Origin of the sequence: Kosakonia sp. LAM2021 (assembly GCF_016620385.1) — a bacterium.
Classification (GTDB): Bacteria; Pseudomonadota; Gammaproteobacteria; order Enterobacterales; family Enterobacteriaceae; genus Kosakonia; species Kosakonia sacchari.
The window spans coordinates 175259-199703 of record NZ_JAENHT010000005.1 but is presented as its reverse complement, the minus strand read 5'-3'; the positions used below and the strand labels follow the sequence as shown (position 1 = coordinate 199703).

The window sequence follows — 24445 nt, the reverse complement described above, 5'->3', positions numbered from 1 at the left end:
TTAGTTAAGCAGCCCGTTAGCAGATGAGCCCGCACTGGCGGTTTGCCCGCCGCTCTGCGGCGAGGATTGCAACGGATGTGCGAGGAAATAGTTACGTAGCCCGCCGTAAATCGCTTCGGCAATTTGCTGCTGGTAGGCATCGCTTCCCAGCAGCCGCTCTTCGCTGCCGTTACTGATAAAACCGGTTTCGACCAGCACCGACGGAATATCCGGCGAGCGCAGAACACCAAGGCTGGCGTGCTCAGGGCGGCGTTTATGTAATGCACCGATACGCTGAAGCTGGCTGAGCATGCTGGTGGCGACATCATAGCCTACACGCTGGGAATGGCCGAACTGTAAATCCAGCACCGCCTGGCTCAGATACGGGTCAGACTGGCTATTTGCCAGCACATCGCCCGCGCCGCCAAGCAGCTCGGACTGCTTCTCATGCTGCTCCAGCCAGCCCGCCATTTCACTGTTTGCACGGCGGTTAGACAGCACCCATACCGAAGCGCCGGTTGCATCGCGGTTAGGCGCAGCATCCGCATGAATCGAAACCAGAAAGTTTGCGTTCTGCTTACGCGCCACGTCGGAGCGGCCCATCACCGAAATAAAGTAATCGCCATCGCGGGTCATCACCGGTTTGAACATCGGGTCACCATTCAGTAACGCCCGCAGCTTCCGCGCGATGGAGATCGTGACATTTTTCTCCTGCGTTCCCCCCGCGCCAATCGCGCCGGGGTCCTGACCGCCGTGCCCGGCGTCGATGGCAATCACCACTTTATCGCCAGAAGCCGCGCGCGACTGCATCGCAGGCCGCGTGATGGTATTACTGCTGGTGACGCTGGTGATGCGATCGTTTTCGCCTTTAAACGGATTACGCCCCGGTGCCGTTTGTTGCGGCATAACCGCCGGAGGTTCTGCGCGTTTCACCACCACTTTTGGCGGCGGTGGTGGCGGAGGAACGTCGGCATCAATGGTAAAGACGACGGTGTAACCCGCACCGCTTTGCTGTTTCACCGCGCGGGTTTTGCCGTTCTGCGTCAGATCCACAACCAGTCGAATCGACTGGTTGTCCTGTGCGGTACCGGCACGAATGCTTCTCACCAGATTATTGCCACTGAATTGCAGCGGCAATCCCTGAATCACGCCGGTCTGCTTGATGTCCAGCGCAACGCTGCGCTTGCCCTGCTGCGAAAACGAATAGTCAGGATCGCCCATAAAACTGAAGGTAATACGCGCCTGGCTATCGCCATTCGACACCTGAATATCCGCTAAACTCGCCGCACTCACCTGCGTACACAGCAGTAACAATGCGAGCGCCAACCAACTTTTCACGCGACAGATCATTCCGTCATCCTTCCGGTTAACCGGCCATACGTGCCAGTAACGAATCGCCAGATGAGGATACAGCGCTAACGCGCGCCTCACGCCCCTGCGCCTGGTAATCTAAATGAATTTCGACATCCGGGTCAGGCAGTACACCCGCACCTTGTTGCGGCCACTCGACCAGGCAAATCGCATCGTTGGCAAAATAATCACGGATCCCCATAAATTCCAGCTCCTCCGGATCCGCAAGGCGGTACAAATCGAAGTGATACACCATTAATTTATCGAGAGTGTAAGGTTCAACCAGTGTGTAAGTCGGGCTTTTGACATTGCCGTTATGGCCTAAAGCCTGCAGAAATCCCCGGCTAAAGGTGGTTTTACCTGCACCAAGATCGCCATATAAATAAATCACTGTCGCGCCGTCGCAGGCCTGCGCCACACGCTTGCCGAGATCCAGTGTTGATTGCTCGTCAGGTAAAGGGATAACTCGATTAATCATCTTCTGTTTCAATTACATTCGGGTTAACAACACGCACCAGCGTGCTAAAAAGATCGGTTGCCAGCATACCTCGCTGGCCGTGCTGCACCGCCAGGCGATCCGCCGCCGCGCCGTGCGCGACACACCCGGCGCAGGCCGCGTCATACAGGCTCAATTTTTGCCCCAGTAGCGAACCGATAATGCCCGACAGCACATCGCCCATTCCGCCACTTGCCATCCCGGCGTTACCGGCATCAATAATGCCCGTTTCGCCTTCGTCGCTCGCGATAACCGTACCCGCACCTTTCAGCACGACAACACCTGCGTAACGTTTTACCAGACGCCGGGCGGAAAGTAAGCGGTCGCTTTCAATTTCTGCCACGCTACAGTTAAGCAGGCGAGCAGCTTCGCCGGGGTGCGGCGTCAGAACGCGATTGTGACGTTTATCGGGATTGATTGCCAGAAGGTTCAGCGCATCCGCATCCCATAACATCGGTTTGCGAAAATTTTCCACTTTCTGTAGCGCCTTTTTACCCCACTCCTGTTGCCCAAGACCGGGGCCGATAACCACCACATCCGCCCATTCAAGGCTCTCATCCAGCGACTCGGCGGTGAGTTCGTGCACCATCAATTCCGGACGCGCGGTAATAATGGGCGGGATATTCTCGCTACGCGTCAGTACCCGCACCAGGCCTGCTCCTGTGCGCAACGCGGCCTCTCCCGCCATGCGCACCGCGCCAGCCGTTCCGTGATCGCCACCGATAATCACCAGCCGCCCGAAATCGCCTTTATGCGAAGTGGGCCGCCGTGGCGTAAACCACTGGCTAAGCAGGGTTGCATCAAAACGGGAAAGAGATGTTTGCTGGCCTGAAAGCCAGGCGTCAAGCCCCAGCGCATGGTGATGTAATTGACCAACCACATCGCGCGCTTTGCCCGTTAGTAAGCCGGGTTTAAGGGCGATAAACGTTACCGTATGACGTGCCTGCATCACCGCACCAGCAGCCGCGCCGGTTTGCGCATTCAGGCCAGAGGGAATATCCAGCGCCAGCACAGGAGCCGAGTGCGCATTGGCATGATCAATCAGCGCCGTCACATCATCGCGCGGCGCACGGGTAAGGCCGGTGCCAAGCAGCCCATCAATGATGAGATCAACCTGTTCCGGCCATAGAACGTCAGCCGCATGGATCTCGCCGCCCGCGTTGAGCCACGCATCGCGCGCCTGCGCAGCCTCTTCCGGCAGCGGTTTGTTGCCTTCCAGCGCCAGCAGCGTCACGGAAAGCCCCGTCGCTGCGGCTAAACGCGCCACCACATAGCCGTCGCCACCGTTATTGCCGTGACCGCATAGCACGAGCCAGCAGCGCGCATCAGGAAACTGTTCCCGCGCAATGTTGAATGCCGCTTCTCCCGCGCGCAGCATCAGTTCATAAAGCGTAATGCCAAGGCTATCCGCCGCCTCTTTTTCAGCGCGCCTGAGGTCCTCAGCAGGCCAGACAGAGTGTGGTATACTTGCTGCGATTTTCTTCATTGTATGGTCCGTCATGTCAGAACCCCTCGATCTCAATCATTTAGCGCAACAAATCAAACAGTGGGGCACTGAACTGGGTTTTCAGCAGGTCGGTATTACCGATACCAATCTCAGCGCCAGCGAACCTGCGCTACAGGCATGGCTGGATAAACAATATCACGGCGAGATGGAGTGGATGGCGCGTCACGGCATGATGCGCGCCCGCCCCCATGAGCTTCTCCCCGGCACGCTGCGCGTTATCAGCGTGCGAATGAACTACCTTCCCGCACAAGCGGCCTTCGCCAGCACGTTGAAAAACCCGGCGCTCGGGTATGTCAGCCGCTATGCGCTGGGTCGCGATTACCATAAGCTGCTGCGCAACCGGTTAAAAAAGCTCGGTGAGCTGATCCAGCAGCAATATGCTTCGCTGAATTTTAGACCTTTTGTCGATTCTGCGCCCATTCTTGAGCGCCCGTTGGCGGAAAAAGCCGGGCTTGGCTGGACAGGTAAGCACTCACTTATCTTAAGCCGCGACGCAGGCTCGTTCTTTTTCCTTGGCGAGTTATTGATCGATTTACCGCTGCCCGTCGACCAACCGGTTGAAGAAGGCTGCGGTCGCTGCGTGGCCTGCATAACCATCTGCCCGACCGGCGCAATTGTCGAACCTTACACGGTCGATGCCCGACGCTGCATTTCTTACCTCACCATTGAACTGGAAGGCGCTATCCCTGAAGAGTTTCGTCCGCTGATAGGTAACCGTATCTACGGCTGCGACGATTGTCAGTTGATCTGCCCGTGGAATCGTTTCTCTCAGCTGACCGAAGAAGAGGATTTCAGCCCGCGTAAAGCGCTGCATGCCCCAGCGTTGATTGAACTATTCGCCTGGACCGAGGCGTATTTTTTGAAAATCACTGAGGGCTCGGCCATACGCCGTATTGGTCATCTGCGCTGGCTGCGAAATATTGCCGTCGCGCTGGGGAATGCGCCGTGGGACGCAGCCAATATTCAGGCACTGGAACAACGTCTGGGTGAGCACCCACTTCTCGACGAACACATACGGTGGGCGATTGCGCAGCAGATTGAGAAGCGTAACGCCTGCGTGGTGGAAGTCCAAACGTCGAAAAAACAACGGCTGGTGAGGGTGGTTGAAAAAGGGTTGCCACGCGATGCCTGAGCCATCCACAGCTTGTGAATAAAATTAAAAACACATTACGATTCAACGTTCACAAAATCGTCAAGCGATCGCGTTAACAGTTTGAAATGTTATTTTGTTATTTATTATCAAGCAATTAAAAGAAAATCGTTTGCTTATCGAAGTAATCGTTGTGTTGCGAATGAAAGGCTCGCCTGTGGATAAGTCTGTTCACAAACGTTTAGCGAAGACAATAAAAAACGTCCCCAACGAGGAAACCCGCTGTGGATAATTTATTGGATTTGAAAATTTGGAGCGGGAAACGAGACTCGAACTCGCGACCCCGACCTTGGCAAGGTCGTGCTCTACCAACTGAGCTATTCCCGCATACTTATCTGGTTTGGCTTGCTTGCCGCCACCAGTAAATCTTGATGGTGCGTGCCTTTCGGCATTTCAAATTTGGAGCGGGAAACGAGACTCGAACTCGCGACCCCGACCTTGGCAAGGTCGTGCTCTACCAACTGAGCTATTCCCGCATATTTATCTGGATTCAACGTCAATGCCGAAGCCAGTAAATCTGGATGGTGCATTTCAAATTTTGGAGCGGGAAACGAGACTCGAACTCGCGACCCCGACCTTGGCAAGGTCGTGCTCTACCAACTGAGCTATTCCCGCTTATCATCGATTTTTCAGTAAGTTGCTTAAGCTTTTCACTAAAATTTCGTGATGCCGTGTTGCACATTTCTGTGTCTTCACGGGAGGCGCATTATACGAGAAATCCTTCCTGCTGCAAGCCCCCGAAAGCAAATTTTCGCTTTTTTTGTTCAAGTGCCGATTTAATCGACAAAACGCGCATTTTTCCAGCAAAACCGCATCACTACTGGCCTACAGGGCCGACGATAAAATTTTCGACCCTGCGCCGTTACCGCATTACAGCTTAATAAAATGCTCGCGATAGTAAGCCAGTTCCGCCACCGATTCGCGAATATCATCCAGCGCCTGATGGGTGTTCTGCTTTTTCAGCCCCTCCAGCACTTCCGGTTTCCAGCGACGCGCCAGCTCTTTCAGCGTGCTGACATCCAGGTAACGATAGTGGAAATAGGCTTCAAGCTCCGGCATGTACTTAAACAGAAAGCGGCGATCCTGGCCGATACTGTTACCGCAAATCGGAGATTTTCCCGCTGGCACCCACTCTTTCAGGAACGCGATGGTCGCCAGTTCTGCCGCACGGTCATCCAGTTGGCTGGCCTTGACGCGATCCACCAGGCCGCTGCCGGTGTGTGTGCGTACGTTCCAGTCATCCATCAGCGCTAATTGCGCGTCGGATTGGTGAACGGCAATTACCGGACCTTCCGCCAGAATATTGAGGTTTGCATCGGTCACCAGCGTCGCGATTTCAATAATGCGATCGCGCTCGGGATCTAACCCCGTCATTTCAAGATCGATCCAAATGAGGTTGTTTTCATTTGCGCTCATGCTATTTTCCACCCTTCTCGCGTAACTATATTCATCTAAAATTGCGTGTATCATAGTCGTTTTGCCCATCCGGGGCGACCAGGAGCCAGCACGATTGAGTAAAAATAAACTCTCCAAAGGGCAGCAGCGCCGCGTCAATGCGAACCACCAGCGCCGACTGAAAACGTCTGCGGAGAAAGCTGACTACGATGACAACCTGTTCGGCGATCCGTCCGAAGGGGTGGTGATCAGCCGCTTTGGCATGCATGCCGATGTGGAATCCGCCGATGGCGAAGTGCATCGCTGCAACATACGTCGAACTATCCGCTCGCTGGTCACCGGCGACCGCGTGGTATGGCGTCCGGGTAAAGCGGCGGCTGAAGGCGTCACCGTGAAAGGCATCGTAGAAGCGGTCCATGAACGCACCTCGGTGCTGACCCGCCCTGACTTTTACGATGGCGTCAAACCGATCGCGGCAAACATCGACCAGATCGTCGTGGTTTCCGCCATCCTGCCGGAGTTATCGCTCAATATAATCGACCGCTATCTGGTGGCGTGCGAAGCCTTGCAGGTCGAGCCGTTAATTGTGCTGAACAAGATTGATCTGCTGGATGACGACAACTTGCGCTTCGTTAACGAGCAGATGGATATTTATCGTGGGATTGGCTACAAGGTGCTGATGGTTTCAAGCCATACGCAAGACGGGCTGGCACCGCTTGTTGAAGCCTTGACCGATCGCATAAGCATCTTCGCGGGTCAATCCGGGGTGGGTAAATCGAGCCTGCTCAATGCGTTGCTCGACTTTCAGGAAGATCAAATCCTCACCAACGACGTTTCCGACGTCTCTGGTCTTGGCCAGCACACCACGACTGCGGCGCGGCTTTATCATTTCCCGCATGGCGGCGATGTGATTGATTCACCGGGTGTTCGCGAATTTGGCCTCTGGCATCTCGAACCGGAACAAATCACCAACGGTTTTGTCGAATTCCATGACTATCTTGGTCATTGCAAATACCGCGACTGCAAGCACGATACCGATCCAGGTTGCGCCATCCGCGCAGCGGTAGAGAAAGGCGAAATCGCCGAAAGTCGGTTTGAAAACTACCACCGCATTCTTGAGAGCATGTCGCAAGTAAAAACGCGTAAAAGCTTTTCTGAATCTGATGACTGACAACTACGCTTAGCGTCGCTAAAATCGTCCCCTTTTTAAAGGCTTCGGCGCTTACGTGCCGGGTCAGGAACGACAAAAACAATAGCCTGGAGGCTACCTTGTTAAACTCATTTAAACTTTCGCTTCAATACATTCTGCCAAAACTGTGGCTCACTCGCCTGGCGGGCTGGGGCGCGAGCAAACGTGCAGGCTGGCTGACCAAACTGGTCATCGATCTATTCGTGAAATACTACAAGGTCGATATGAAAGAAGCGCAAAAGCCGGACACCGCCAGCTACCGGACTTTTAACGACTTTTTCATCCGCCCACTGCGTGACGAAGTGCGCCCGCTCAACACCGATCCGAACGTGCTGGTGATGCCTGCGGACGGTGTGATTAGCCAACTTGGCGCTATCGACAACGACAAAATTCTGCAGGCCAAAGGGCACAACTACACCCTTGAAGCGCTGCTGGCGGGCAACTACCTGATGGCGGATCTGTTCCGTAACGGTAGCTTTGTCACCACCTATCTCTCGCCGCGCGACTATCACCGCGTGCACATGCCGTGCAACGGTATCCTGCGCGAGATGATTTACGTGCCGGGCGATCTTTTCTCCGTGAACCATTTAACGGCGCAGAACGTGCCGAACTTGTTTGCCCGTAACGAACGTGTGATCTGCCTGTTTGATACCGAGTTTGGTCCGATGGCGCAAATCCTTGTCGGCGCGACGATTGTCGGCAGCATCGAAACCGTATGGGCGGGCACCATCACTCCGCCGCGTGAAGGCATCATTAAACGCTGGACCTGGCCTGCCGGTGAAAGCGAAGGTGCGGTTGCGCTGCTGAAAGGCCAGGAGATGGGCCGCTTTAAACTCGGCTCCACGGTAATTAACCTGTTTGCGCCGGGCAAAGTAAATTTAGTCGAGCAATTGCAGAGCCTGTCAGTGACCAAAATTGGCCAGCCACTGGCGATTTCCGCCGAAACCTTCGCACCTGTTGATGCACAACCGGCACCGCTTCCGGAAGCGGAAATCAAAGCAGAGCATGACGCCAGCCCGCTGGTTGATGACAAGCAAGACGAAAGCTAAGCCTTAACCATTCTGGAGACTGATGTGCGCCTGATTATCGTTTTTCTGATGGCCTGGTGCCTCAGCCTGGGGGCTATCGCCGCAACGGCCCCCGATGCCCGACAAATCGCCCAGGAGCTGGAGCAAGCCAAAGCGGCGAAAAACACGCCAGATCAGGCAGAAACCGTCGAGGTGCTCCAGGCCGCGCTAAACGCGCTCGAAGAACGTAAAGGTTCGCTCGAGCGCGCCAAACAATATCAAGAAGTTATTGATAACTTCCCCAAACTCTCCAGAACGTTGCGTGCGCAGCTGGATAATCTGCGTGATGAACCGAAATCCGCTCCGGCAGGCATGAGCAGCGATGCGCTGAATCAGGAGATCCTGCAAGTCAGCAGCCAGTTGCTGGAGAAAACCCGTTTAGCTCAGCAGGAGCAGGAGCGCGCACGGGAAATTAGCGATTCGCTAAGTCAGCTACCGCAGCAGCAAACCGATGCGCGCCGCCAGGTCACTGAAGTTGAACGCCGCCTCGGCGCGCAAAACAGCAATACCCCACTGGCACAAGCGCAAAACTTTGGCGCGCAGGCGGAATCCGCGAAGCTGAAAGCGCTGGTTGACGAACTGGAACTGGCGCAGCTATCGGCGAATAACCGCCAGGAGCTGGCGCGCATGCGCTCCGAGCTGGCGCAAAAACAGAGCCAGCAATTAGACGCGTATTTACAAGCGTTGCGTAATCAACTCAATAGCCAGCGCCAGCGCGAAGCGGAACAGGCACTGGAAAGCACCGAATTACTGGCCGAAAATAGCGCCAACTTACCGGCGGGAATTGTCGAGCAGTTTCGCATTAACCGCGAGCTGTCACAGGCGCTGAACCAGCAGGCGCAGCGTATGGATCTGGTGGCCTCACAGCAGCGCCAGGCCACCGGGCAGACATTACAGGTCCGTCAGGCGCTGAACACCCTACGTGAGCAGTCGCAATGGCTTGGCGCCTCCAATATGCTCGGTGAAGCGTTGCGCGCGCAGGTCGCTCGTCTGCCTGAGATGCCAAAACCACAGCAGCTTGATACCGAAATGGCGCAGTTGCGTGTGCATCGCATGCGCTATGAAGATCTGCTGAATAAGCAGCCGCAACTGCGCCAAATCCGCCAGGCGGATGGACAGGCGCTGACGGCTGAGCAAAATCGTATTCTGGAAGCACAACTGCGCACCCAGCGCGAGCTGCTGAATTCGCTATTGCAGGGCGGCGATACGCTCATCCTTGAACTCACCAAGCTCAAAGTTTCCAATAGCCAATTGGAAGACGCGCTAAAAGAAGTAAATGAAGCCACTCACCGCTATCTGTTCTGGACGGCGGATGTCAGCCCTATCTCCTTCGCCTGGCCGATTGAGATCGTACAGGATCTGCGCCGCTTGCTATCGCTCGATACCATCAGCCAGTTGGGCAAAGCCAGCGCCATGATGCTCACCAGCAAAGAGACGCTTTTCCCGCTGTTTGGCGCGTTGCTGCTGGTGGGCTTTAGCATTTACTCCCGCCGTCATTTTACGCGCTTTCTGGAGCGTTCCAGCGCGCGCGTGGGCAAAGTAACGCAGGATCACTTCTGGCTCACCATGCGGACGGTGTTCTGGTCGATTCTGGTTGCCTCGCCGTTGCCGGTATTGTGGAAAACGCTCGGCTACGGCTTGCAGGAAGCCTGGCCCTATCCGCTGGCAGTGGCGATTGGCGACGGCGTGACCGCCACCGTGCCGCTGCTGTGGGTGGTGATGATCTGCGCCACGTTCGCCCGCCCAACCGGCTTGTTTGTCGCCCACTTCGGCTGGCCGCGTAACCGCGTGGCACGGGGAATGCGCTATTACCTGATGAGCATCGGTTTTATTGTGCCGCTGATCATGGCGCTGATCATGTTTGATAACCTTAACGATCGTGAGTTCTCCGCGTCGCTGGGGCGGCTCTGTTTTATTCTGATTTGCGGGGCGCTGGCGATCGTGACGCTAAGTCTGAAGCGTGCCGGGATCCCGCTGTATGTTGATAAAGCTGGCAACAGCGACAATATGCCCAACCACCTGCTGTGGAACCTGCTGCTCAGTGCGCCTCTGGCGGCGATTCTGGCCGCCTGCGTGGGTTATCTGGCTACGGCGCAGGCGCTGCTGGCGCGTCTGGAAACGTCTGTCGCCATCTGGTTCCTGCTACTGGTGGTGTATCACATCATCCGCCGCTGGATGCTGATCCAGCGCCGCCGTCTGGCCTTTGAACGCGCTCGCCACCGCCGCGCGGAGATCCTTGCCCAGCGCGCCCGTGGTGAAGAAGATGTTCCCCATCACACCAGCACCGAAGGCGTTGCCGAGGTGGATGAGCAAGAAGTTGATCTCGATGCCATTAGCGTACAGTCACTGCGCCTGGTGCGTTCGATCCTGATGCTGATCGCCCTGCTGTCGGTGATTGTGCTGTGGTCCGAAATCCATTCCGCCTTTGGCTTTCTGGAAAATATCCCGCTGTGGGATGTCACCTCAACAGTACAAGGCGTGGAGAGCCTGGAGCCCATCACCCTCGGCGCGGTGCTGATCGCCATTCTGGTGTTTATTATCACCACCCAGCTGGTGCGTAACCTCCCCGCCTTGCTGGAACTGGCGTTGCTGCAACATCTGGATCTGGCACCGGGCACCGGTTATGCCATCACCACGATCACCAAATATCTGTTAATGCTGTTTGGCGGGCTGGTAGGCTTCTCGATGATCGGTATTGAGTGGGCCAAATTACAGTGGCTGGTCGCAGCGCTCGGTGTCGGGCTGGGTTTTGGCTTACAGGAGATTTTCGCCAACTTTATCTCTGGCCTGATTATCCTGTTTGAAAAGCCGATCCGCATTGGCGATACGGTGACGATCCGCGATCTGACTGGCAGCATCACCAAAATCAATACGCGCGCGACGACTATCAGCGACTGGGATCGCAAAGAGATCATCGTGCCAAACAAAGCGTTTATCACCGAGCAGTTTATTAACTGGTCGTTGTCGGATTCGGTCACGCGCGTTGTGTTGACGGTACCGGCGCCAGCCGATGCCAACAGCGAAGAGGTCACGCAGATTCTTTACACCGCGGCTGAACGCTGTTCGCTGGTGATTGATAACCCGGCGCCGGAAGTGTTCCTCGTCGATTTGCAGCAAGGCCTGCAACTGTTTGAGCTGCGAATTTATGCGGCGGAAATGGGGCATCGCATGCCGCTGCGCCACGAAATCCATCAGCTGATTCTGGCGGGCTTCCGCGAACACGGTATCGATTTGCCGTTCCCACCGTTCCAGATGCGTCTGGAGAGTCTTGATGGCAAACGCAGCGCAAGAACGCTGACATCCTCAGGCAAAAGCAGCCGCCCGGCGGGCAGTTTGTAAGCCAACAAAAAAGGCGCTTCAGGCGCCTTTTTTACCGTGTACTCAATGGGTCATCAGGCCCGATCGACGGTAAACGCAATCACATCCGCCAGGCTTTCAGCCTGCAACGCCAGCATCACCAGACGGTCAACACCCAGCGCGACGCCGGAGCAATCCGGCAGACCGGCTTTCAACGCTTCCAGCAGGTTTACATCCACCGGTTGCTGCGGTAAACCGCGCGCGGCACGTTTGCGATTATCCTGCTCGAAACGCTGCTGCTGTTCGCGGGCATCGGTCAGCTCATGGAAACCGTTCGCCAGCTCGATACCTTTGAAATAAACCTCAAAACGCTCTGCTACGCGGTGATCTTCTGTGCTGATCTGTGCCAGCGCCGCCTGGCTTGCCGGGAAGTGATACACAAAAGCCGGACGATCTTTGCCGATCTGCGGCTCCACGCCCATGGTGAACAGCAGTTGCAGCAGCGTGTCCCGATCTTCTTCTGTATCGGCGATATTACTCAGATCAAGTTTCGCCGCCGCTTCACGCAACTGGGTTTTATCAGCAGAAAGTGGGTCGATTTCCAGATAACGCTGGAAAGCCTGCTGGTAAGAGAGCGACTCTGCCGCCGGGCACTCCAGCACCTGTTGCAGCAAATCATCCACTTCATTCATCAGACGATACATGTCGTAGTGCGGGCGATACCACTCGAGCATGGTGAATTCAGGGTTGTGATGACGTCCCATCTCTTCGTTACGAAAGCTTCTGCACAGCTGGAAAACCGGACCACAACCCGCAGCCAGCAAGCGTTTCATGTGGTATTCCGGGCTGGTCATCAAATAGAGATTTAGCCCCTGAGAGTGGCCAGGACCAACAAAACGGGTTTCGAACGGGAACAGGTGAATATCTGTCACCGTCGCCTGGCTCATACAGGGCGTTTCCACCTCAAGCACACCGCGATCGGCAAAGAAACGGCGAATTTCCGCCATAATTGCCGCGCGTTTCAACAGGTTGGGGATGGATGCGCTCGGCTGCCAGGTTGCCGTCTCGCTCATGGTACTTTCTCCGATTTCAGACAAGGGCACGAAGTCTACCCGCATCGATCCGCAGAGACAAATTTTGCGCAAAATAATTTCATTAATGTCGTCTATAACTAGATGGGTAAACATTTAATGGTGATATCAATCAAGATCGATGACATATCACCGCATAGAACAGCAAAAAAATCGAACGCATCAAATTTCCCCCGAATCTCTACGGTTATACTGCCCGTACCCAAAAAGGAGCAGTGGAACATATCCGCAACTACCTTGAGCGCTTCAGGCTTATCGTTGCGGAACAACAATAATCTGGAGGAATGTCGTGCATACCTTTCAAGCCGATATCGCTGTGATTGGCGCAGGCGGAGCGGGATTACGCACCGCGATCGCTGCGGCGCAAGCCCACCCCAACGCCAAAATCGCACTGATTTCAAAAGTCTATCCCATGCGCAGCCATACCGTTGCTGCGGAAGGCGGCTCTGCCGCCGTCGCCCAGGATCATGACAGCTTCGAGTACCATTTCCACGATACCGTTGCTGGCGGTGACTGGCTCTGCGAACAGGATGTCGTTGACTATTTTGTGCATCATTGCCCGACAGAGATGACCCAGCTTGAACAGTGGGGCTGTCCGTGGAGCCGCCGTCCTGACGGCACGGTCAATGTGCGCCGTTTCGGCGGGATGAAAATCGAACGCACCTGGTTCGCCGCCGATAAAACCGGCTTCCATATGCTGCATACCCTGTTCCAGACATCCCTTCAGTTCCCACAAATCCAACGTTTCGATGAGCATTTCGTACTGGATATCCTGGTCGATGACAACCATGCCCGTGGGCTGGTGGCCATGAATATGATGGAAGGTACGCTGGTGCAAATCCGCGCCAATGCGGTGGTGATGGCAACGGGCGGCGCGGGCCGCGTTTACCGTTACAACACCAACGGCGGCATTGTCACCGGCGACGGCATGGGCATGGCGCTGGCGCACGGCGTGCCGCTGCGCGATATGGAGTTTGTGCAGTATCACCCGACCGGCCTGCCCGGCTCCGGCATTCTGATGACCGAAGGTTGCCGTGGTGAAGGCGGGATCCTCGTCAACAAGAACGGCTATCGCTATTTGCAGGATTACGGCATGGGCCCGGAAACGCCGCTCGGCGAGCCGAAAAACAAATATATGGAGCTTGGCCCGCGCGACAAAGTGTCGCAGGCGTTCTGGCACGAGTGGCGCAAAGGCAACACCATCTCCACGCCGCGTGGCGATGTGGTGCATCTCGATTTGCGTCATCTTGGCGCGAAGAAAATTAACGAACGTTTGCCGTTTATCTGCGAGCTGGCGAAAGCCTATGTTGGCGTCGATCCCATTAAAGAGCCGATTCCGGTACGCCCAACCGCGCACTACACCATGGGCGGTATCGAAACCGATCAAAACTGCGAATCCCGCATCAAGGGTCTGTTTGCCGTGGGTGAGTGCTCTTCTGTCGGCCTGCACGGCGCAAATCGTCTGGGTTCGAACTCGCTGGCGGAACTGGTGGTGTTTGGCCGTCTTGCTGGTGAACGCGCTATGGAACGCGCCGCAACCGCAACCGAGGCCAATGACAGTGCGCTGAACGCACAAGCCGCCGACGTGGAAAAACGCCTGAAAGCTCTGGTGAATCAGGACGGCACCGAAAGCTGGGCGAAAATCCGCGATGAAATGGGTGAATCCATGGAAGAAGGTTGCGGCATCTACCGTACGCCGGAGCTGATGCAGAAAACCGTGGATAAACTGGCGGAGTTGCAGGAGCGCTTTAAACGTGTGCGCATCACCGACACGTCCAGCGTCTTTAATACCGATGTCCTTTACACCATTGAACTGGGCCACGGCCTGAATGTCGCCGAATGTATGGCGCACTCCGCGCTGGCACGTAAAGAGTCTCGCGGTGCGCATCAGCGTCTGGATGAAGGCTGTACCGAGCGCGATGACGTTAACTTCCTCAAGCACACGCTGGCGTTCCGCGGTGCCGATGGCGCGACCCGTCTGGAGTACAGCGACGTGAAGATCACCACGCTGCCGCCAGCAAAACGCGTCTACGGTGCTGAAGCTGAAGCGACCGAGAAGAAGGAGACGAACAATGGCTGAGATGAAGAATCTGAAAATCGAGATTGTCCGTTACAACCCGGAAGTGGACAACGCGCCGCACAGTGTTTTTTACGATGTGCCCTACGATGAAGCCACTTCGCTGCTCGATGCGCTGAACTATATCAAAGACAACCTCGCACCGGACCTGAGCTATCGCTGGTCGTGCCGTATGGCGATTTGCGGCTCTTGCGGCATGATGATCAACAAAGTGCCAAAACTCGCCTGTAAGACCTTTCTGCGTGATTACGAGAAAGGGCTAAAAGTCGAAGCGCTGGCTAACTTCCCAATCGAGCGCGATTTGGTGGTCGATATGACTCACTTTATCGAAAGCCTCGAAGCGATTAAGCCCTACATTATTGGTAACACGCGCACGCCGGATCAGGGGCCCGGCAAGCAAACTCCGGCGCAAATGGCGAAGTATCACCAGTTCTCCGGCTGTATCAACTGCGGTTTGTGTTATGCCGCTTGCCCGCAATTCGGTCTGAATCCGGAGTTTATTGGCCCGGCAGCGATCACGCTGGCGCATCGCTATAACCTCGACAGCCGCGACAACGGTAAGAAAGAGCGCATGGGGCAACTCAACAGCCAGAACGGCGTGTGGAGCTGTACGTTTGTCGGTTACTGCTCGGAAGTCTGTCCGAAGCATGTCGATCCGGCTGCCGCCATCCAGCAGGGCAAGGTAGAAAGCTCGAAAGACTTTCTTATCGCCACCCTGAAACCACGCTAAGGAGTGCATTATGACGACTAAACGCAAAGCCTGGGTTCGTCCCATGCCATCAACCTGGTGGAAAACCCTGCCGTTTTATCGCTTCTATATGCTGCGTGAAGGAACGGCGGTCGCGGCAGTCTGGTTCAGCCTCGAACTGATCTTTGGTCTGTTTTCGCTGAAACATGGGCCGGAAAGCTGGGGCGAGTTTGTGCATTTTCTGCAAAACCCGATTGTGCTGATCCTCAACCTGATCGCGCTGGCGGCAGCGCTGCTGCACACCAAAACCTGGTTTGATCTGGCACCGAAAGCGCAGCTCATTATTGTTAAGGGCGAAAAAATGGGTCCAGAGCCGGTTATTAAAGGGCTTTGGGTGGTAACGGCAGTGGTCACCGTGGTGATCCTGTTTGTCGCACTGTTCTGGTAAGGAGGCCAACGTGATTAACCCGAATCCAAAACGTTCTGACGAACCCGTTTTCTGGGGATTATTTGGCGCTGGCGGTATGTGGGGCGCGATTGTCACACCGGTTATCGTGCTGTTGATTGGCGTGTTGCTGCCGCTGGGATTCTACCCCGGCGACGCACTCGGCTATGATCGCGTGCTGGCGTTTGCGCAAAGCTTTATTGGCCGCGTCTTTATCTTTTTAATGATTGTATTGCCGGTGTGGTGCGGTCTGCATCGTATCCACCACATGATGCATGATTTAAAAATCCATGTTCCCAGCGGTAAATGGGTGTTTTATGGCCTTGCGGCCATTCTCACCGTCGTTACCCTGATCGGTGTGTTATTTCTTTGATATCAGTCGCTCTCCTGCGTAAGCAGGAGAGCAAATTTCCCGCCAGCGTCTATACCCTAAAGAAAAGATCTGGAAGGAAAATCTCATGCGCCTGATGCTTCTCATCGTGACTATTATCGCTGCGCTGTTCATTTCCGGCTGTAGTTCTCCCACTCCTCCTGACGGCGTGACCGTCGTACAAGACTTCAATACGCAACGCTATCTGGGTAAATGGTACGAAATCGCCCGCTTTGACCACGCATTTGAACGCGGGTTGGAAAGGGTCACCGCCACGTATAGCCTGCGCGACGATGGCGGTTTGACGGTGGTGAATCGCGGCTACAACACACAACGCGCTATGTGGCAGCAAGCCATCGGCACGGCGTATTTCACCGGTGACTCACGCACAGCCGCGCTGAAAGTCTCCTTCTTCGGCCCTTTCTACGGGGGCTATAACATTCTCGCGCTGGACAATGACTATCGCTACGCGCTGGTTTGCGGGCCGGACCGAGACTATCTCTGGATACTGTCACGCACGCCAACCCTGCCGGCGGACGTAAAACAGCAGATGCTCGATATTGCGGCCCGGCAGGGATTTGCTGTGGAAAAACTGCTCTGGATTAACCAGCCCCATTAATGGGCGCTGAGTTTCAACCCGATAATGCCCGCCACAATCAGACAGAGGCTGAGGATACGCGCCAGGCTTGCCGATTCGCCGAGCAGCACAATGCCGGCGACGGCGGCACCGACTGCGCCAATGCCGGTCCAGATGGCGTATGCCGTTCCCACCGGCAACGTTTTCATTGCCCATGAGAGTAGCACGACGCTTGCCACCATCGCCGTCACGGTAATAATGCTTGGCGTTAACCGGGTAAAACCGTGGGTGTATTTCAGGCCGATAGCCCAAACCACTTCAAGAAGACCTGCAATAAGAAGAATTAACCAGGACATTTTTGGCTCCAGTGTGGGGCCGTCCCCATTGTGAATGAGCGCAAACGGGTCGTCCCGTTTGGCGTGTTAGAGAGGGAAATTTTGACGTTTTAGGCTCGTTATTTCAATATTTTTGTTCTTGCGCAATTTTAGGCGTTTTAAAGCGAGAAATAGCCACTGTTCGCAGCGGAATTCCGGCATTTATTCACCATATCTACCCCCTATGATAAATCCGCTCTCCTGAATTCAGGACGTTGTGCGCCACTCTCTGACTGCGAAGAAAAATATGTTCAAGATTCTCGTGATTGACCGCTGTTACTTCACCCGCACAGGGATGGAATCCTGGCTCAATCAACCCGATTTGTTCCCCGCTTCCTTCCTGGTAACCGCGTTGCATAACTTGATGCTCGCCAAAGAACATATTGTGCAGTGGCAACCGGACCTGGTGATTGCCGACCTTCACGGATTCAAGAATGAAATACATCATATTCAACAGCTTGCGTCGTTTTTCTCCGTTTGCAGCGACCCCACGCAGGTGATGTTGTTAGAGTCAGGCGAAGATGCGCAACTGTCAGAATTTTGCGCGCAGTTTGCTATTCAGGCGACGCTATTGAAAACAGAACCGCTGGAAAAACTGGCGAAAATTATCGACGCAATGGTGCTGGCGCGCCCAATCCGGGCGATACCGAAAATCGCTACCCCGCTGCTGACAAAGCAGGAAGAGAAAGTACTAACGCTATGGATGGAAGGGAATAATAACCAGGCGATTGCCAGTAATCTCAGCATTAACGGTAAGACCGTTTACACCTACAAGCGCAATATCAGAATGAAGCTGGGGATGGGAAACCGTTTTACACCGTTCTTATCACTGCCGGAAAACTCAAACTAACGGTACGGCAAGCGCCGTACCGACAGTGATTACTGTTGCGCTTTTGACGCCGCGCCAGAAATCGCGTTACCGCCATCGGAGATGTCTTCTCCCACACCACGCGTGGTGTTACAGGCCGTCAGGACTGAGGAAAGAACCAGAACAGAAAAGATCGCAGCAATTGTCTTCTTAACCATAATATCTTCCTTTTGTAGCCAATATTGTTTGTGTATAGCCACTTAAGCATAGACAAAATTCGGAAGGTTACCGGAGCGGAAGCATTTTTAGGAAGAGAGGAAGTTTTAGTTCGCTGCGCGAGAGATGACATGGCCCAGACTTTGAATGTCTTCGCCAACGCCTCGGGCGGTATTGCAACCGGAAAGCAGTGCGCAACTGATAAGAAGTAGAGAGAAGAATTTCGTCAGACGTTTCATATCATCCCTGCCTGCAAAGTTCGACGGCGTAGCACGGCGCTACGCCGACGTCGTGAGGATTATTTCACGCGAGATACGTATTCGCCAGAGCGAGTATCTACTTTAATCACTTCACCAATCTGCACGAACAGCGGAACTTTAACCACTGCGCCAGTGCTCAGGGTTGCCGGTTTGCCGCCGGTACCTGCAGTGTCACCTTTCAGACCTGGATCGGTTTCAATAACCTCCAGTTCAACGAAGTTCGGCGGGGTAACGGCGATAGGCTGGCCGTTCCACAACGTTACGATGCACTCAGCCTGATCCAGCAGCCATTTTTCGCTGTCGCCAATGGCTTTTGCGTCAGCGGAAAGCTGTTCGAAAGTTTCGTTGTTCATGAAGTGCCAGAACTCACCGTCGTTGTACAGGTAAGTCAGGTTCATATCGACAACGTCCGCGCCTTCTGCGGAATCAGTGGATTTGAAGGTTTTTTCTACACGCGTACCGGTCAGCAGACGACGCAGTTTAACGCGTGCGAAAGCCTGGCCTTTGCCTGGTTTAACGAATTCGCTGGCTTCAACCGCATAAGGTTCGCCGTCCATCATGATTTTAAGACCGGCACGAAAATCGTTGCTATAGTAAGTCGCCATAAGGCCCTCTGAAATTGTTAACTGGTAGCTAAGCCACAAAATGGCGCATATTGTAACCCTAAAAACCCCATCCAGAGAAGATTGGTTAATACAACTTGCCGATGTAATCACCGATCCGGATGAACTGTTACGTCTTCTAAAGATAGACACTGATGAAAATTTAATCGCTGGCGGTGCGGCAAAGCGCCTGTTTCCGCTGCGCGTTCCCCGCGCATTCGCAGCGCGCATGCAGCCGGGAAACCCGCATGATCCTCTTCTGCGTCAGGTACTTACTTCACAGGAAGAGTTCATTGCCGCGCCAGGTTTCAGCACCGATCCGCTGGAAGAACAGAGCAGTGTTGTCCCCGGTTTACTGCACAAATATCGCAACCGAGCGCTGCTGCTGGTTAAAGGTGGCTGCGCGGTAAATTGTCGTTATTGCTTCCGTCGCCACTTTCCTTATGCCGATAACCAGGGCAACAAACGCAACTGGCAAGGCGCGCTGGACTATATCGCGGTGCACCCGGAACTGGATGAGATCATTTTTTCCGGCGGCGATCCGCTGATGGCAAAAGATCATGAACTGGACTGGCTGCTTGCCCAACTGGAAGCAATCCCACATATCAAGCGCCTGCGCATTCACAGCCGTCTGCCGATTGTGATTCCGGCGCGGATCACCGATACGCTAAGTGCGCGTTTTGCCCGCTCATCGCTGCAAATTCTGCTGGTGAACCACATCAACCACGCGCAGGAAATTGGTGATGATTTTCGCCATGCAATGGCGCAACTGCGTCAGGCCAATGTCACACTGCTGAACCAGAGCGTGCTGCTGCGCGGCGTGAATGATAATGCGCAAACGCTGGCGGATTTAAGTAATGCATTGTTCGATGCGGGCGTTATGCCTTATTACCTGCATGTGCTGGATAAAGTACAGGGTGCTGCACACTTTATGGTTAGTGATGAAGAGGCACGCACGATTATGCGCGAACTGCTGACACTGGTATCGGGTTATATGGTGCCGAAACTGGCGCGTGAGATTGGTGGGGAACCCAGTAAAACACCGCTGGATCTGCAGCTTCGTCAGAGTTAAAAAAAACGGCTACGCGATGAGAGCAAACGTAGCCGCGAAACAGACGAGCCTACAGCGGCTCGTCGCTAAAACTTAAAAAGTTTCCCATCCATCATCTCCGCCACCCGCCACTGCCGGGCGCGGCTGTCTGACTGGCAGCACGGAAGACTTCACGACAGCCGGTTGTTGACCGGGCAAACGGAAGACATCAACCAGCTGTTGCAGTTTGGTGGCTTGATCTTCGAGGCTACCGGCTGCCGCAGACGATTCCTGAACTAACGCGGCGTTCTGCTGAGTGGTGGTATCCATCTCGGACATCGCCTGGGCAATCTGCGAAATGCCACGGTTTTGTTCGTCGGATGCAGCGGCAATTTCCTGCATCAAATCTTTCACCTGCAGCACCGAGTTGACGATACCGCTCATGGTTTCGCCCGCCAGGTCAACCTGCCGCGAGCCCTCTTCAACAAACGTGACCGATTCGCTGATCAACGCTTCAATCTCTTTTGCCGCCTGAGCACTGCGCTGGGCTAATGAGCGCACTTCACCGGCCACCACGGCGAAACCTCGCCCTTGATCTCCGGCTCTTGCCGCTTCAACGGCCGCATTGAGCGCCAGAATATTGGTCTGAAAAGCGATGCCGTTGATGACCGACGTAATTTCCGAAATACGTTTGGAACTATCCATAATATCTTTCATGCGGCTGACTGCGGCTCCGACAACGCTCCCACCTTGAGATGCGGTATCAGAGGCGGTAAGGGCAAGCTGGCTGGCCTGATGCGCATTCTCTGCGTTCTGTTTTACCGTCGAACTTAGCTCTTCCATACTGGCAGCGGTTTCAACCACGGCGGCAGATTGCTGCTCGGTGCGCGCAGAGAGTTCGTTGTTGCCCAGCGCTATCTCATTGGCGGCGGTGTTCACAGAACCGGAAGCAGCACGCACCATGGCCAGCGATTCAGCCACACGCTCAACAAGATTATTAAATGCGCTTACTGCCTGCCCGATTTCGTCCAGACGCCCTGTCGGTAACGCATGGCTGAGATCCAGTTTTTCGCTAATAGTGACCATGCCGTCTTTCATGCCGTTCAGGCGACGTTTGATATTAAGGACAGTGAACAACCCAAACAGCCCCAGAATGAGGGTTGCGGCGAGCGTTGCCGTTAATGAAAGCATCATTGCTCGGGAAATTAAATTGTCGTTTGCTTCAACGGCCTTAGCAACTAATGATGAGTTGTAGGTCACTTGCTCAGAGAAATCATTAATTAACAGAGCAATGTTATCCGCAACAAACCCACCTTTCTGCATAGACTTAATAATGGCAACACGGTCATTACTTTCAGATACTTTAAAATACTGGTCCATTACCGAACGGAACTTATCTAAATCACTTAATGTTTTATTGGATAAATCCTGATCATGTTGGTCAGAAGTAAGATCTTTAATGTAACCCTGGTGCATGGCGTAGAGGTCGTCATACAATTTTGTTGCACTCTGTTTTATTTCTGCCATCCCGGCGGGATCATCCGTCAAACCATGTAAAAAGAGTTGTCCACGAACCTTCAGGATTTGCAACATCTCCTTATTCATTGCGTCGAGACTTGGTAACGTATTTTCCTGGAAGTAATTTTGTGAATCACCAATTTTGGAGAGAGATAATATAGCGATAACATTAGTGCCGATGAGGCTTAAGATCAGTAACGAGAAAGCAAGTAACAATCTCTTTGTAATATTCATTAGTAACTCCCGACACCATCATGCATAAAATATATTGTTAAATTATACAGTCCCTCGTTTTTTGTCCTAAGGGGGGTATCGGCAAGTCGTAATATTACTTTAGTCACGAATGAATTTTTTGGTGAAAAATATATTCAAAGCTGTGAATATAATCACATTAGATAAATCTTAAGAAAACTTAATATTCAGGATGATAGCAAGGTTAATTAGCAGAGGAATTATATTCACGCTTATTCATACTTAAATAACTAGAAGCAACATATTGAGGATGAAAGAGAGATTATTTTATATAGTCACGCACCCGCCATTACTGGCGGGGCGCTATTAACTATCTCAGTTCGGGCATTTATACACTTGCGCATTCATTTCGCTGGCGGTCGGCACGAAGCTGGATAAGAAGCCTTGTGTTGGGCTTGAGACGCTGTACAACACGTTACCGCCCATCGCCGCCGCCTGATTACGCAACGCATTCGCCGCGCCGCGTAACGAGCCGCCTTCCTCACCATGCTGGCCAGAGAGCCAGTTGCTCTGTGAACCCGTGGCGGTGCCGAGGTACTGGCAGGTTGCCGCCGGTTTCTCCTCGACAAAGCGGACGTTCTGCCCACCACTTGTCAATTCATTGCTGCTGCTACACCCTGCCAGCAACAGCGAGGCGCCAATAATCCCTGCTAAATGTTTTACGTACATGTTATTCCCCATAATCAATGAGCTGGACGCATGTCGCCCGTGTGTAAACCTTATACTAAAAAGATGACCAAAAGAAAAATGCCGCCATCTCAGGCCGCACAAATTGGGGAAAATAGTGAAAAAGGGCTGGAGCGAAGTGTAAAAATTCAACGTCACTGAAAGCGGCAGCGATTACGCCATGAAAAAGCGTACCAACGGCCTTAAAAGGTACCTGGCCAGCTCGTTAAAATCCAAAAACAATACGGCTGAACCATGAGCTGAAGATGAGCGCGTCCGCAGCACGTGGTGTTCACGTTAACAATAAAAAAAGAGCGGGCCGAAGCCCGCTCTTTTTCGTTGAACTCGCGCCAGGTCGCCCTGAACGCGTGTTCGGCAGCGATTACATCATGCCGCCCATACCGCCCATGCCGCCCATACCACCAGCAGCACCTAAGTCCGGTGCATCGCCTTTCGGCAGGTCAGTCACCATGCACTCGGTGGTGATCATCAGGCCAGCTACAGATGCCGCGTACTGCAGAGCAGAACGGGTCACTTTCGTCGGATCCAGGATACCCATGTCGATCATGTTGCCGTACTCTTCGGTAGCCGCGTTGTAACCGTAGTTGCCGTCGCCAGCTTTAACGGTATTCGCCACAACAGACGGCTCTTCACCGCAGTTCAGCACGATCTGACGCAGCGGAGCTTCCATCGCGCGCAGCGCAACTTTGATACCCACGTTCTGATCTTCGTTCTGACCTTTCAGGTCAGCGATTTTGCTGGCTACGCGAATCAGCGCCACGCCACCACCTGCTACCACGCCTTCTTCAACGGCAGCACGGGTTGCGTGCAGCGCATCTTCAACGCGGGCTTTTTTCTCTTTCATTTCAACTTCGGTCGCCGCACCAACTTTGATTACCGCAACACCGCCAGCCAGTTTCGCTACGCGCTCTTGCAGTTTTTCACGGTCGTAATCGGAAGTGGCTTCTTCGATCTGCTGGCGAATCTGAGTCACACGACCCTGAATTGCCGCTTCTTCACCCACGCCATCGATGATGGTGGTAGTGTCTTTGTTGATCACAACGCGTTTAGCCTGGCCCAGATCTTCCAGGGTCGCTTTTTCCAGTTCCATACCGATTTCTTCAGAAATCACGGTACCACCGGTCAGAGTTGCGATGTCCTGCAGCATCGCTTTACGACGGTCGCCGAAGCCAGGTGCTTTAACCGCAGCCACTTTCACGATACCGCGCATGGTGTTCACCACCAGCGTTGCCAGTGCTTCGCCTTCAACATCTTCAGCGATGATCAGCAGCGGTTTGCCTGCTTTCGCAACGGCTTCCAGAACCGGCAGCATTTCGCGGATGTTGGAGATTTTTTTATCAGCCAGCAGGATGAACGGGCTTTCCAGTTCTACTGCGCCAGTTTCCGGCTTGTTGATGAAGTAAGGAGAGAGGTAACCGCGGTCAAACTGCATACCTTCAACCACGTCCAGTTCGTCCTGCAGACCGGTACCGTCTTCAACGGTGATCACGCCTTCTTTACCGACTTTGTCCATCGCTTCGGCGATCAATTTACCTACGGTTTCGTCGGAGTTAGCGGAGATAGTACCAACCTGTGCAATGGCTTTAGAGTCAGAGCACGGTACAGACAGGGCTTTCAGCTCATCAACCGCAGCAGCGACAGCTTTATCGATACCACGTTTCAGATCCATCGGGTTCATGCCCGCAGCAACGGCTTTCAGACCCTCGGTGATGATGGACTGCGCCAGTACGGTTGCAGTGGTGGTACCGTCGCCCGCAGCGTCGTTCGCTTTGGAAGCCACTTCTTTCACCATCTGCGCGCCCATGTTTTCGAACTTATCTTCCAGTTCGATTTCACGTGCTACAGAAACACCATCTTTGGTGATGGTCGGTGCACCGAAAGATTTATCCAGAACCACATTACGGCCTTTCGGACCGAGGGTAACTTTCACTGCATCTGCCAGAACATTCACGCCGCGCAGCATTTTTACACGAGCGTCATTACCGAATTTTACGTCTTTAGCTGCCATTTTCTTTATTCC

The 24445-nt window shown here is 54.0% G+C and carries 23 protein-coding genes and 3 tRNA genes; 11 read left to right on the top strand and 15 right to left on the bottom strand.

Translation table 11 applies throughout. From position 1 onward, the window contains the following. The 3 genes from amiB to nnr are packed head-to-tail and all read right to left on the bottom strand — an operon-like array spanning nucleotide 1 to nucleotide 3326. The gene (gene amiB, locus JKP81_RS13255) at nucleotides 1–1329 is read right to left on the bottom strand and encodes an N-acetylmuramoyl-L-alanine amidase AmiB (protein WP_200552112.1); all 1329 of its coding nucleotides are present in this window, start codon (nucleotides 1327–1329) and stop codon (nucleotides 1–3) included. 16 nt (nucleotides 1330–1345) lie between these two features. Continuing rightward, the gene (gene tsaE / locus JKP81_RS13250; protein WP_200552111.1) at nucleotides 1346–1807 is read right to left on the bottom strand and encodes a tRNA (adenosine(37)-N6)-threonylcarbamoyltransferase complex ATPase subunit type 1 TsaE; all 462 of its coding nucleotides are present in this window, start codon (nucleotides 1805–1807) and stop codon (nucleotides 1346–1348) included. Continuing rightward, nucleotides 1800–3326, bottom strand: coding sequence for a bifunctional ADP-dependent NAD(P)H-hydrate dehydratase/NAD(P)H-hydrate epimerase (gene nnr / locus JKP81_RS13245; protein WP_200552110.1), 1527 nt, complete (start codon nucleotides 3324–3326; stop codon nucleotides 1800–1802). Before nnr ends, tsaE begins: the two co-directional genes overlap by 8 nt. Between nnr and queG the strand changes: the two genes are divergently transcribed. Next, nucleotides 3325–4464, top strand: coding sequence for a tRNA epoxyqueuosine(34) reductase QueG (gene queG, locus JKP81_RS13240; RefSeq protein ID WP_200552109.1), 1140 nt, complete (start codon nucleotides 3325–3327; stop codon nucleotides 4462–4464). The two genes, nnr and queG, sit on opposite strands and share 2 nt — an antisense overlap. Nucleotides 4465–4733: 269 nt before the next feature. Here the strand turns inward: queG and JKP81_RS13235 are convergent. The 4 genes from JKP81_RS13235 to orn all read right to left on the bottom strand — a co-directional run bounded on the left by JKP81_RS13235 (nucleotide 4734) and on the right by orn (nucleotide 5898). Continuing rightward, a tRNA-Gly gene (locus JKP81_RS13235) sits at nucleotides 4734–4809 on the bottom strand. A gap of 73 nt (nucleotides 4810–4882) precedes the next feature. Further along, nucleotides 4883–4958, bottom strand: a tRNA-Gly gene (locus JKP81_RS13230). Between the two features lie 63 nt (nucleotides 4959–5021). Beyond that, nucleotides 5022–5097 (bottom strand) — tRNA-Gly (locus JKP81_RS13225). 255 nt (nucleotides 5098–5352) lie between these two features. Beyond that, complete coding sequence (gene orn, locus JKP81_RS13220; RefSeq protein ID WP_020456224.1) at nucleotides 5353–5898, bottom strand: oligoribonuclease; 546 nt, start codon at nucleotides 5896–5898, stop codon at nucleotides 5353–5355. 94 nt (nucleotides 5899–5992) lie between these two features. On the opposite strand from orn, the gene rsgA reads away from it, so the two are divergent. From rsgA to mscM, 3 genes are all read left to right on the top strand, one after another. Next, nucleotides 5993–7048, top strand: a complete 1056-nt coding sequence (gene rsgA, locus JKP81_RS13215) for a small ribosomal subunit biogenesis GTPase RsgA (RefSeq protein WP_200552108.1) — start codon at nucleotides 5993–5995, stop codon at nucleotides 7046–7048. 98 nt (nucleotides 7049–7146) lie between these two features. Further along, a complete protein-coding gene (asd, locus tag JKP81_RS13210; RefSeq protein ID WP_200552107.1) occupies nucleotides 7147–8115 on the top strand; it encodes an archaetidylserine decarboxylase in 969 nt (322 codons plus the stop codon). 24 nt (nucleotides 8116–8139) lie between these two features. After that, a complete protein-coding gene (mscM, locus tag JKP81_RS13205; RefSeq protein WP_200552106.1) occupies nucleotides 8140–11472 on the top strand; it encodes a miniconductance mechanosensitive channel MscM in 3333 nt (1110 codons plus the stop codon). Nucleotides 11473–11525: 53 nt separating this feature from the next. Here the strand turns inward: mscM and epmA are convergent, their stop codons facing one another. Next, nucleotides 11526–12503 carry an elongation factor P--(R)-beta-lysine ligase gene (epmA, locus tag JKP81_RS13200; RefSeq protein ID WP_200552105.1) on the bottom strand — a complete coding sequence of 326 codons (978 nt, stop codon included), beginning with the start codon at nucleotides 12501–12503 and terminating at the stop codon, nucleotides 11526–11528. A 307-nt stretch (nucleotides 12504–12810) separates the two neighbouring features. Between epmA and frdA the strand changes: the two genes are divergently transcribed. The 5 genes from frdA to blc all read left to right on the top strand — a co-directional run bounded on the left by frdA (nucleotide 12811) and on the right by blc (nucleotide 16720). Then, nucleotides 12811–14601, top strand: coding sequence for a fumarate reductase (quinol) flavoprotein subunit (gene frdA, locus JKP81_RS13195; RefSeq protein ID WP_200552104.1), 1791 nt, complete (start codon nucleotides 12811–12813; stop codon nucleotides 14599–14601). After that, on the top strand, nucleotides 14594–15328 hold the full coding sequence (locus JKP81_RS13190) for a succinate dehydrogenase/fumarate reductase iron-sulfur subunit (RefSeq protein WP_200552103.1): 735 nt from the start codon (nucleotides 14594–14596) through the stop codon (nucleotides 15326–15328). The genes frdA and JKP81_RS13190 overlap by 8 nt, the downstream gene beginning before the upstream one ends. Before the next feature lie 10 nt (nucleotides 15329–15338). Then, entirely contained in the window at nucleotides 15339–15734 is a 396-nt protein-coding gene (gene frdC, locus JKP81_RS13185; RefSeq protein ID WP_200552102.1) for a fumarate reductase subunit FrdC, read from the top strand. 10 nt (nucleotides 15735–15744) lie between these two features. Continuing rightward, the gene (frdD, locus tag JKP81_RS13180; protein ID WP_017459187.1) at nucleotides 15745–16104 is read left to right on the top strand and encodes a fumarate reductase subunit FrdD; all 360 of its coding nucleotides are present in this window, start codon (nucleotides 15745–15747) and stop codon (nucleotides 16102–16104) included. An 85-nt stretch (nucleotides 16105–16189) separates the two neighbouring features. Beyond that, on the top strand, nucleotides 16190–16720 hold the full coding sequence (gene blc / locus JKP81_RS13175) for an outer membrane lipoprotein Blc (RefSeq protein WP_200552101.1): 531 nt from the start codon (nucleotides 16190–16192) through the stop codon (nucleotides 16718–16720). Here the strand turns inward: blc and sugE are convergent. Beyond that, nucleotides 16717–17034 (bottom strand): quaternary ammonium compound efflux SMR transporter SugE, encoded by a 318-nt coding sequence (gene sugE, locus JKP81_RS13170; protein ID WP_200552100.1) that lies wholly within the window; start codon nucleotides 17032–17034, stop codon nucleotides 16717–16719. The two genes, blc and sugE, sit on opposite strands and share 4 nt — an antisense overlap. Nucleotides 17035–17299: 265 nt before the next feature. Here sugE and JKP81_RS13165 point away from each other — a divergent pair, with 265 nt between their 5' ends. Next, nucleotides 17300–17902, top strand: coding sequence for a LuxR C-terminal-related transcriptional regulator (locus tag JKP81_RS13165; RefSeq protein WP_020456214.1), 603 nt, complete (start codon nucleotides 17300–17302; stop codon nucleotides 17900–17902). A gap of 29 nt (nucleotides 17903–17931) precedes the next feature. Here JKP81_RS13165 and ecnB read toward each other — a convergent pair whose 3' ends face one another. From ecnB to efp, 3 genes are all read right to left on the bottom strand, one after another. Beyond that, nucleotides 17932–18078 (bottom strand): lipoprotein toxin entericidin B, encoded by a 147-nt coding sequence (gene ecnB, locus JKP81_RS13160; protein WP_020456213.1) that lies wholly within the window; start codon nucleotides 18076–18078, stop codon nucleotides 17932–17934. A 105-nt stretch (nucleotides 18079–18183) separates the two neighbouring features. Then, a complete protein-coding gene (locus JKP81_RS13155; RefSeq protein WP_071925253.1) occupies nucleotides 18184–18315 on the bottom strand; it encodes an entericidin A/B family lipoprotein in 132 nt (43 codons plus the stop codon). Between the two features lie 59 nt (nucleotides 18316–18374). Next, nucleotides 18375–18941: an elongation factor P gene (gene efp / locus JKP81_RS13150; RefSeq protein WP_017459193.1), complete on the bottom strand. Its 567-nt coding sequence runs from the start codon at nucleotides 18939–18941 to the stop codon at nucleotides 18375–18377. Between the two features lie 40 nt (nucleotides 18942–18981). On the opposite strand from efp, the gene epmB reads away from it, so the two are divergent. Continuing rightward, on the top strand, nucleotides 18982–20010 hold the full coding sequence (gene epmB, locus JKP81_RS13145; RefSeq protein WP_200552099.1) for an EF-P beta-lysylation protein EpmB: 1029 nt from the start codon (nucleotides 18982–18984) through the stop codon (nucleotides 20008–20010). Nucleotides 20011–20082: 72 nt separating this feature from the next. On the opposite strand, the gene JKP81_RS13140 is transcribed toward epmB, so the two are convergent. From JKP81_RS13140 to groL, 3 genes are all read right to left on the bottom strand, one after another. Next, nucleotides 20083–21720, bottom strand: a complete 1638-nt coding sequence (locus tag JKP81_RS13140) for a methyl-accepting chemotaxis protein (protein WP_200552098.1) — start codon at nucleotides 21718–21720, stop codon at nucleotides 20083–20085. A gap of 333 nt (nucleotides 21721–22053) precedes the next feature. Continuing rightward, a complete protein-coding gene (locus tag JKP81_RS13135) occupies nucleotides 22054–22407 on the bottom strand; it encodes a DUF4156 domain-containing protein (protein WP_065369904.1) in 354 nt (117 codons plus the stop codon). A 379-nt stretch (nucleotides 22408–22786) separates the two neighbouring features. After that, nucleotides 22787–24433: a chaperonin GroEL gene (groL, locus tag JKP81_RS13130; protein WP_200552097.1), complete on the bottom strand. Its 1647-nt coding sequence runs from the start codon at nucleotides 24431–24433 to the stop codon at nucleotides 22787–22789. Nucleotides 24434–24445: the final 12 nt, after the last annotated feature.

Bases quoted from the DNA above. Each gene is read 5' to 3' on its own strand.
- epmA (WP_200552105.1), bottom strand. From the start codon at position 12,503: ATGAGCGAGACGGCAACCTGGCAGCCGAGCGCATCCATCCCCAACCTG.
- groL (WP_200552097.1), bottom strand. From the start codon at position 24,433: ATGGCAGCTAAAGACGTAAAATTCGGTAATGACGCTCGTGTAAAAATG.
- orn (WP_020456224.1), bottom strand. From the start codon at position 5,898: ATGAGCGCAAATGAAAACAACCTCATTTGGATCGATCTTGAAATGACG.
- queG (WP_200552109.1), top strand. From the start codon at position 3,325: ATGTCAGAACCCCTCGATCTCAATCATTTAGCGCAACAAATCAAACAG.
- blc (WP_200552101.1), top strand. From the start codon at position 16,190: ATGCGCCTGATGCTTCTCATCGTGACTATTATCGCTGCGCTGTTCATT.
- efp (WP_017459193.1), bottom strand. From the start codon at position 18,941: ATGGCGACTTACTATAGCAACGATTTTCGTGCCGGTCTTAAAATCATG.
- tsaE (WP_200552111.1), bottom strand. From the start codon at position 1,807: ATGATTAATCGAGTTATCCCTTTACCTGACGAGCAATCAACACTGGAT.
- sugE (WP_200552100.1), bottom strand. From the start codon at position 17,034: ATGTCCTGGTTAATTCTTCTTATTGCAGGTCTTCTTGAAGTGGTTTGG.
- ecnB (WP_020456213.1), bottom strand. From the start codon at position 18,078: ATGGTTAAGAAGACAATTGCTGCGATCTTTTCTGTTCTGGTTCTTTCC.
- nnr (WP_200552110.1), bottom strand. From the start codon at position 3,326: ATGACGGACCATACAATGAAGAAAATCGCAGCAAGTATACCACACTCT.
- JKP81_RS13155 (WP_071925253.1), bottom strand. From the start codon at position 18,315: ATGAAACGTCTGACGAAATTCTTCTCTCTACTTCTTATCAGTTGCGCA.
- amiB (WP_200552112.1), bottom strand. From the start codon at position 1,329: ATGATCTGTCGCGTGAAAAGTTGGTTGGCGCTCGCATTGTTACTGCTG.
- JKP81_RS13135 (WP_065369904.1), bottom strand. From the start codon at position 22,407: ATGTACGTAAAACATTTAGCAGGGATTATTGGCGCCTCGCTGTTGCTG.
- frdC (WP_200552102.1), top strand. From the start codon at position 15,339: ATGACGACTAAACGCAAAGCCTGGGTTCGTCCCATGCCATCAACCTGG.
- JKP81_RS13190 (WP_200552103.1), top strand. From the start codon at position 14,594: ATGGCTGAGATGAAGAATCTGAAAATCGAGATTGTCCGTTACAACCCG.
- epmB (WP_200552099.1), top strand. From the start codon at position 18,982: ATGGCGCATATTGTAACCCTAAAAACCCCATCCAGAGAAGATTGGTTA.
- JKP81_RS13140 (WP_200552098.1), bottom strand. From the start codon at position 21,720: ATGAATATTACAAAGAGATTGTTACTTGCTTTCTCGTTACTGATCTTA.
- JKP81_RS13165 (WP_020456214.1), top strand. From the start codon at position 17,300: ATGTTCAAGATTCTCGTGATTGACCGCTGTTACTTCACCCGCACAGGG.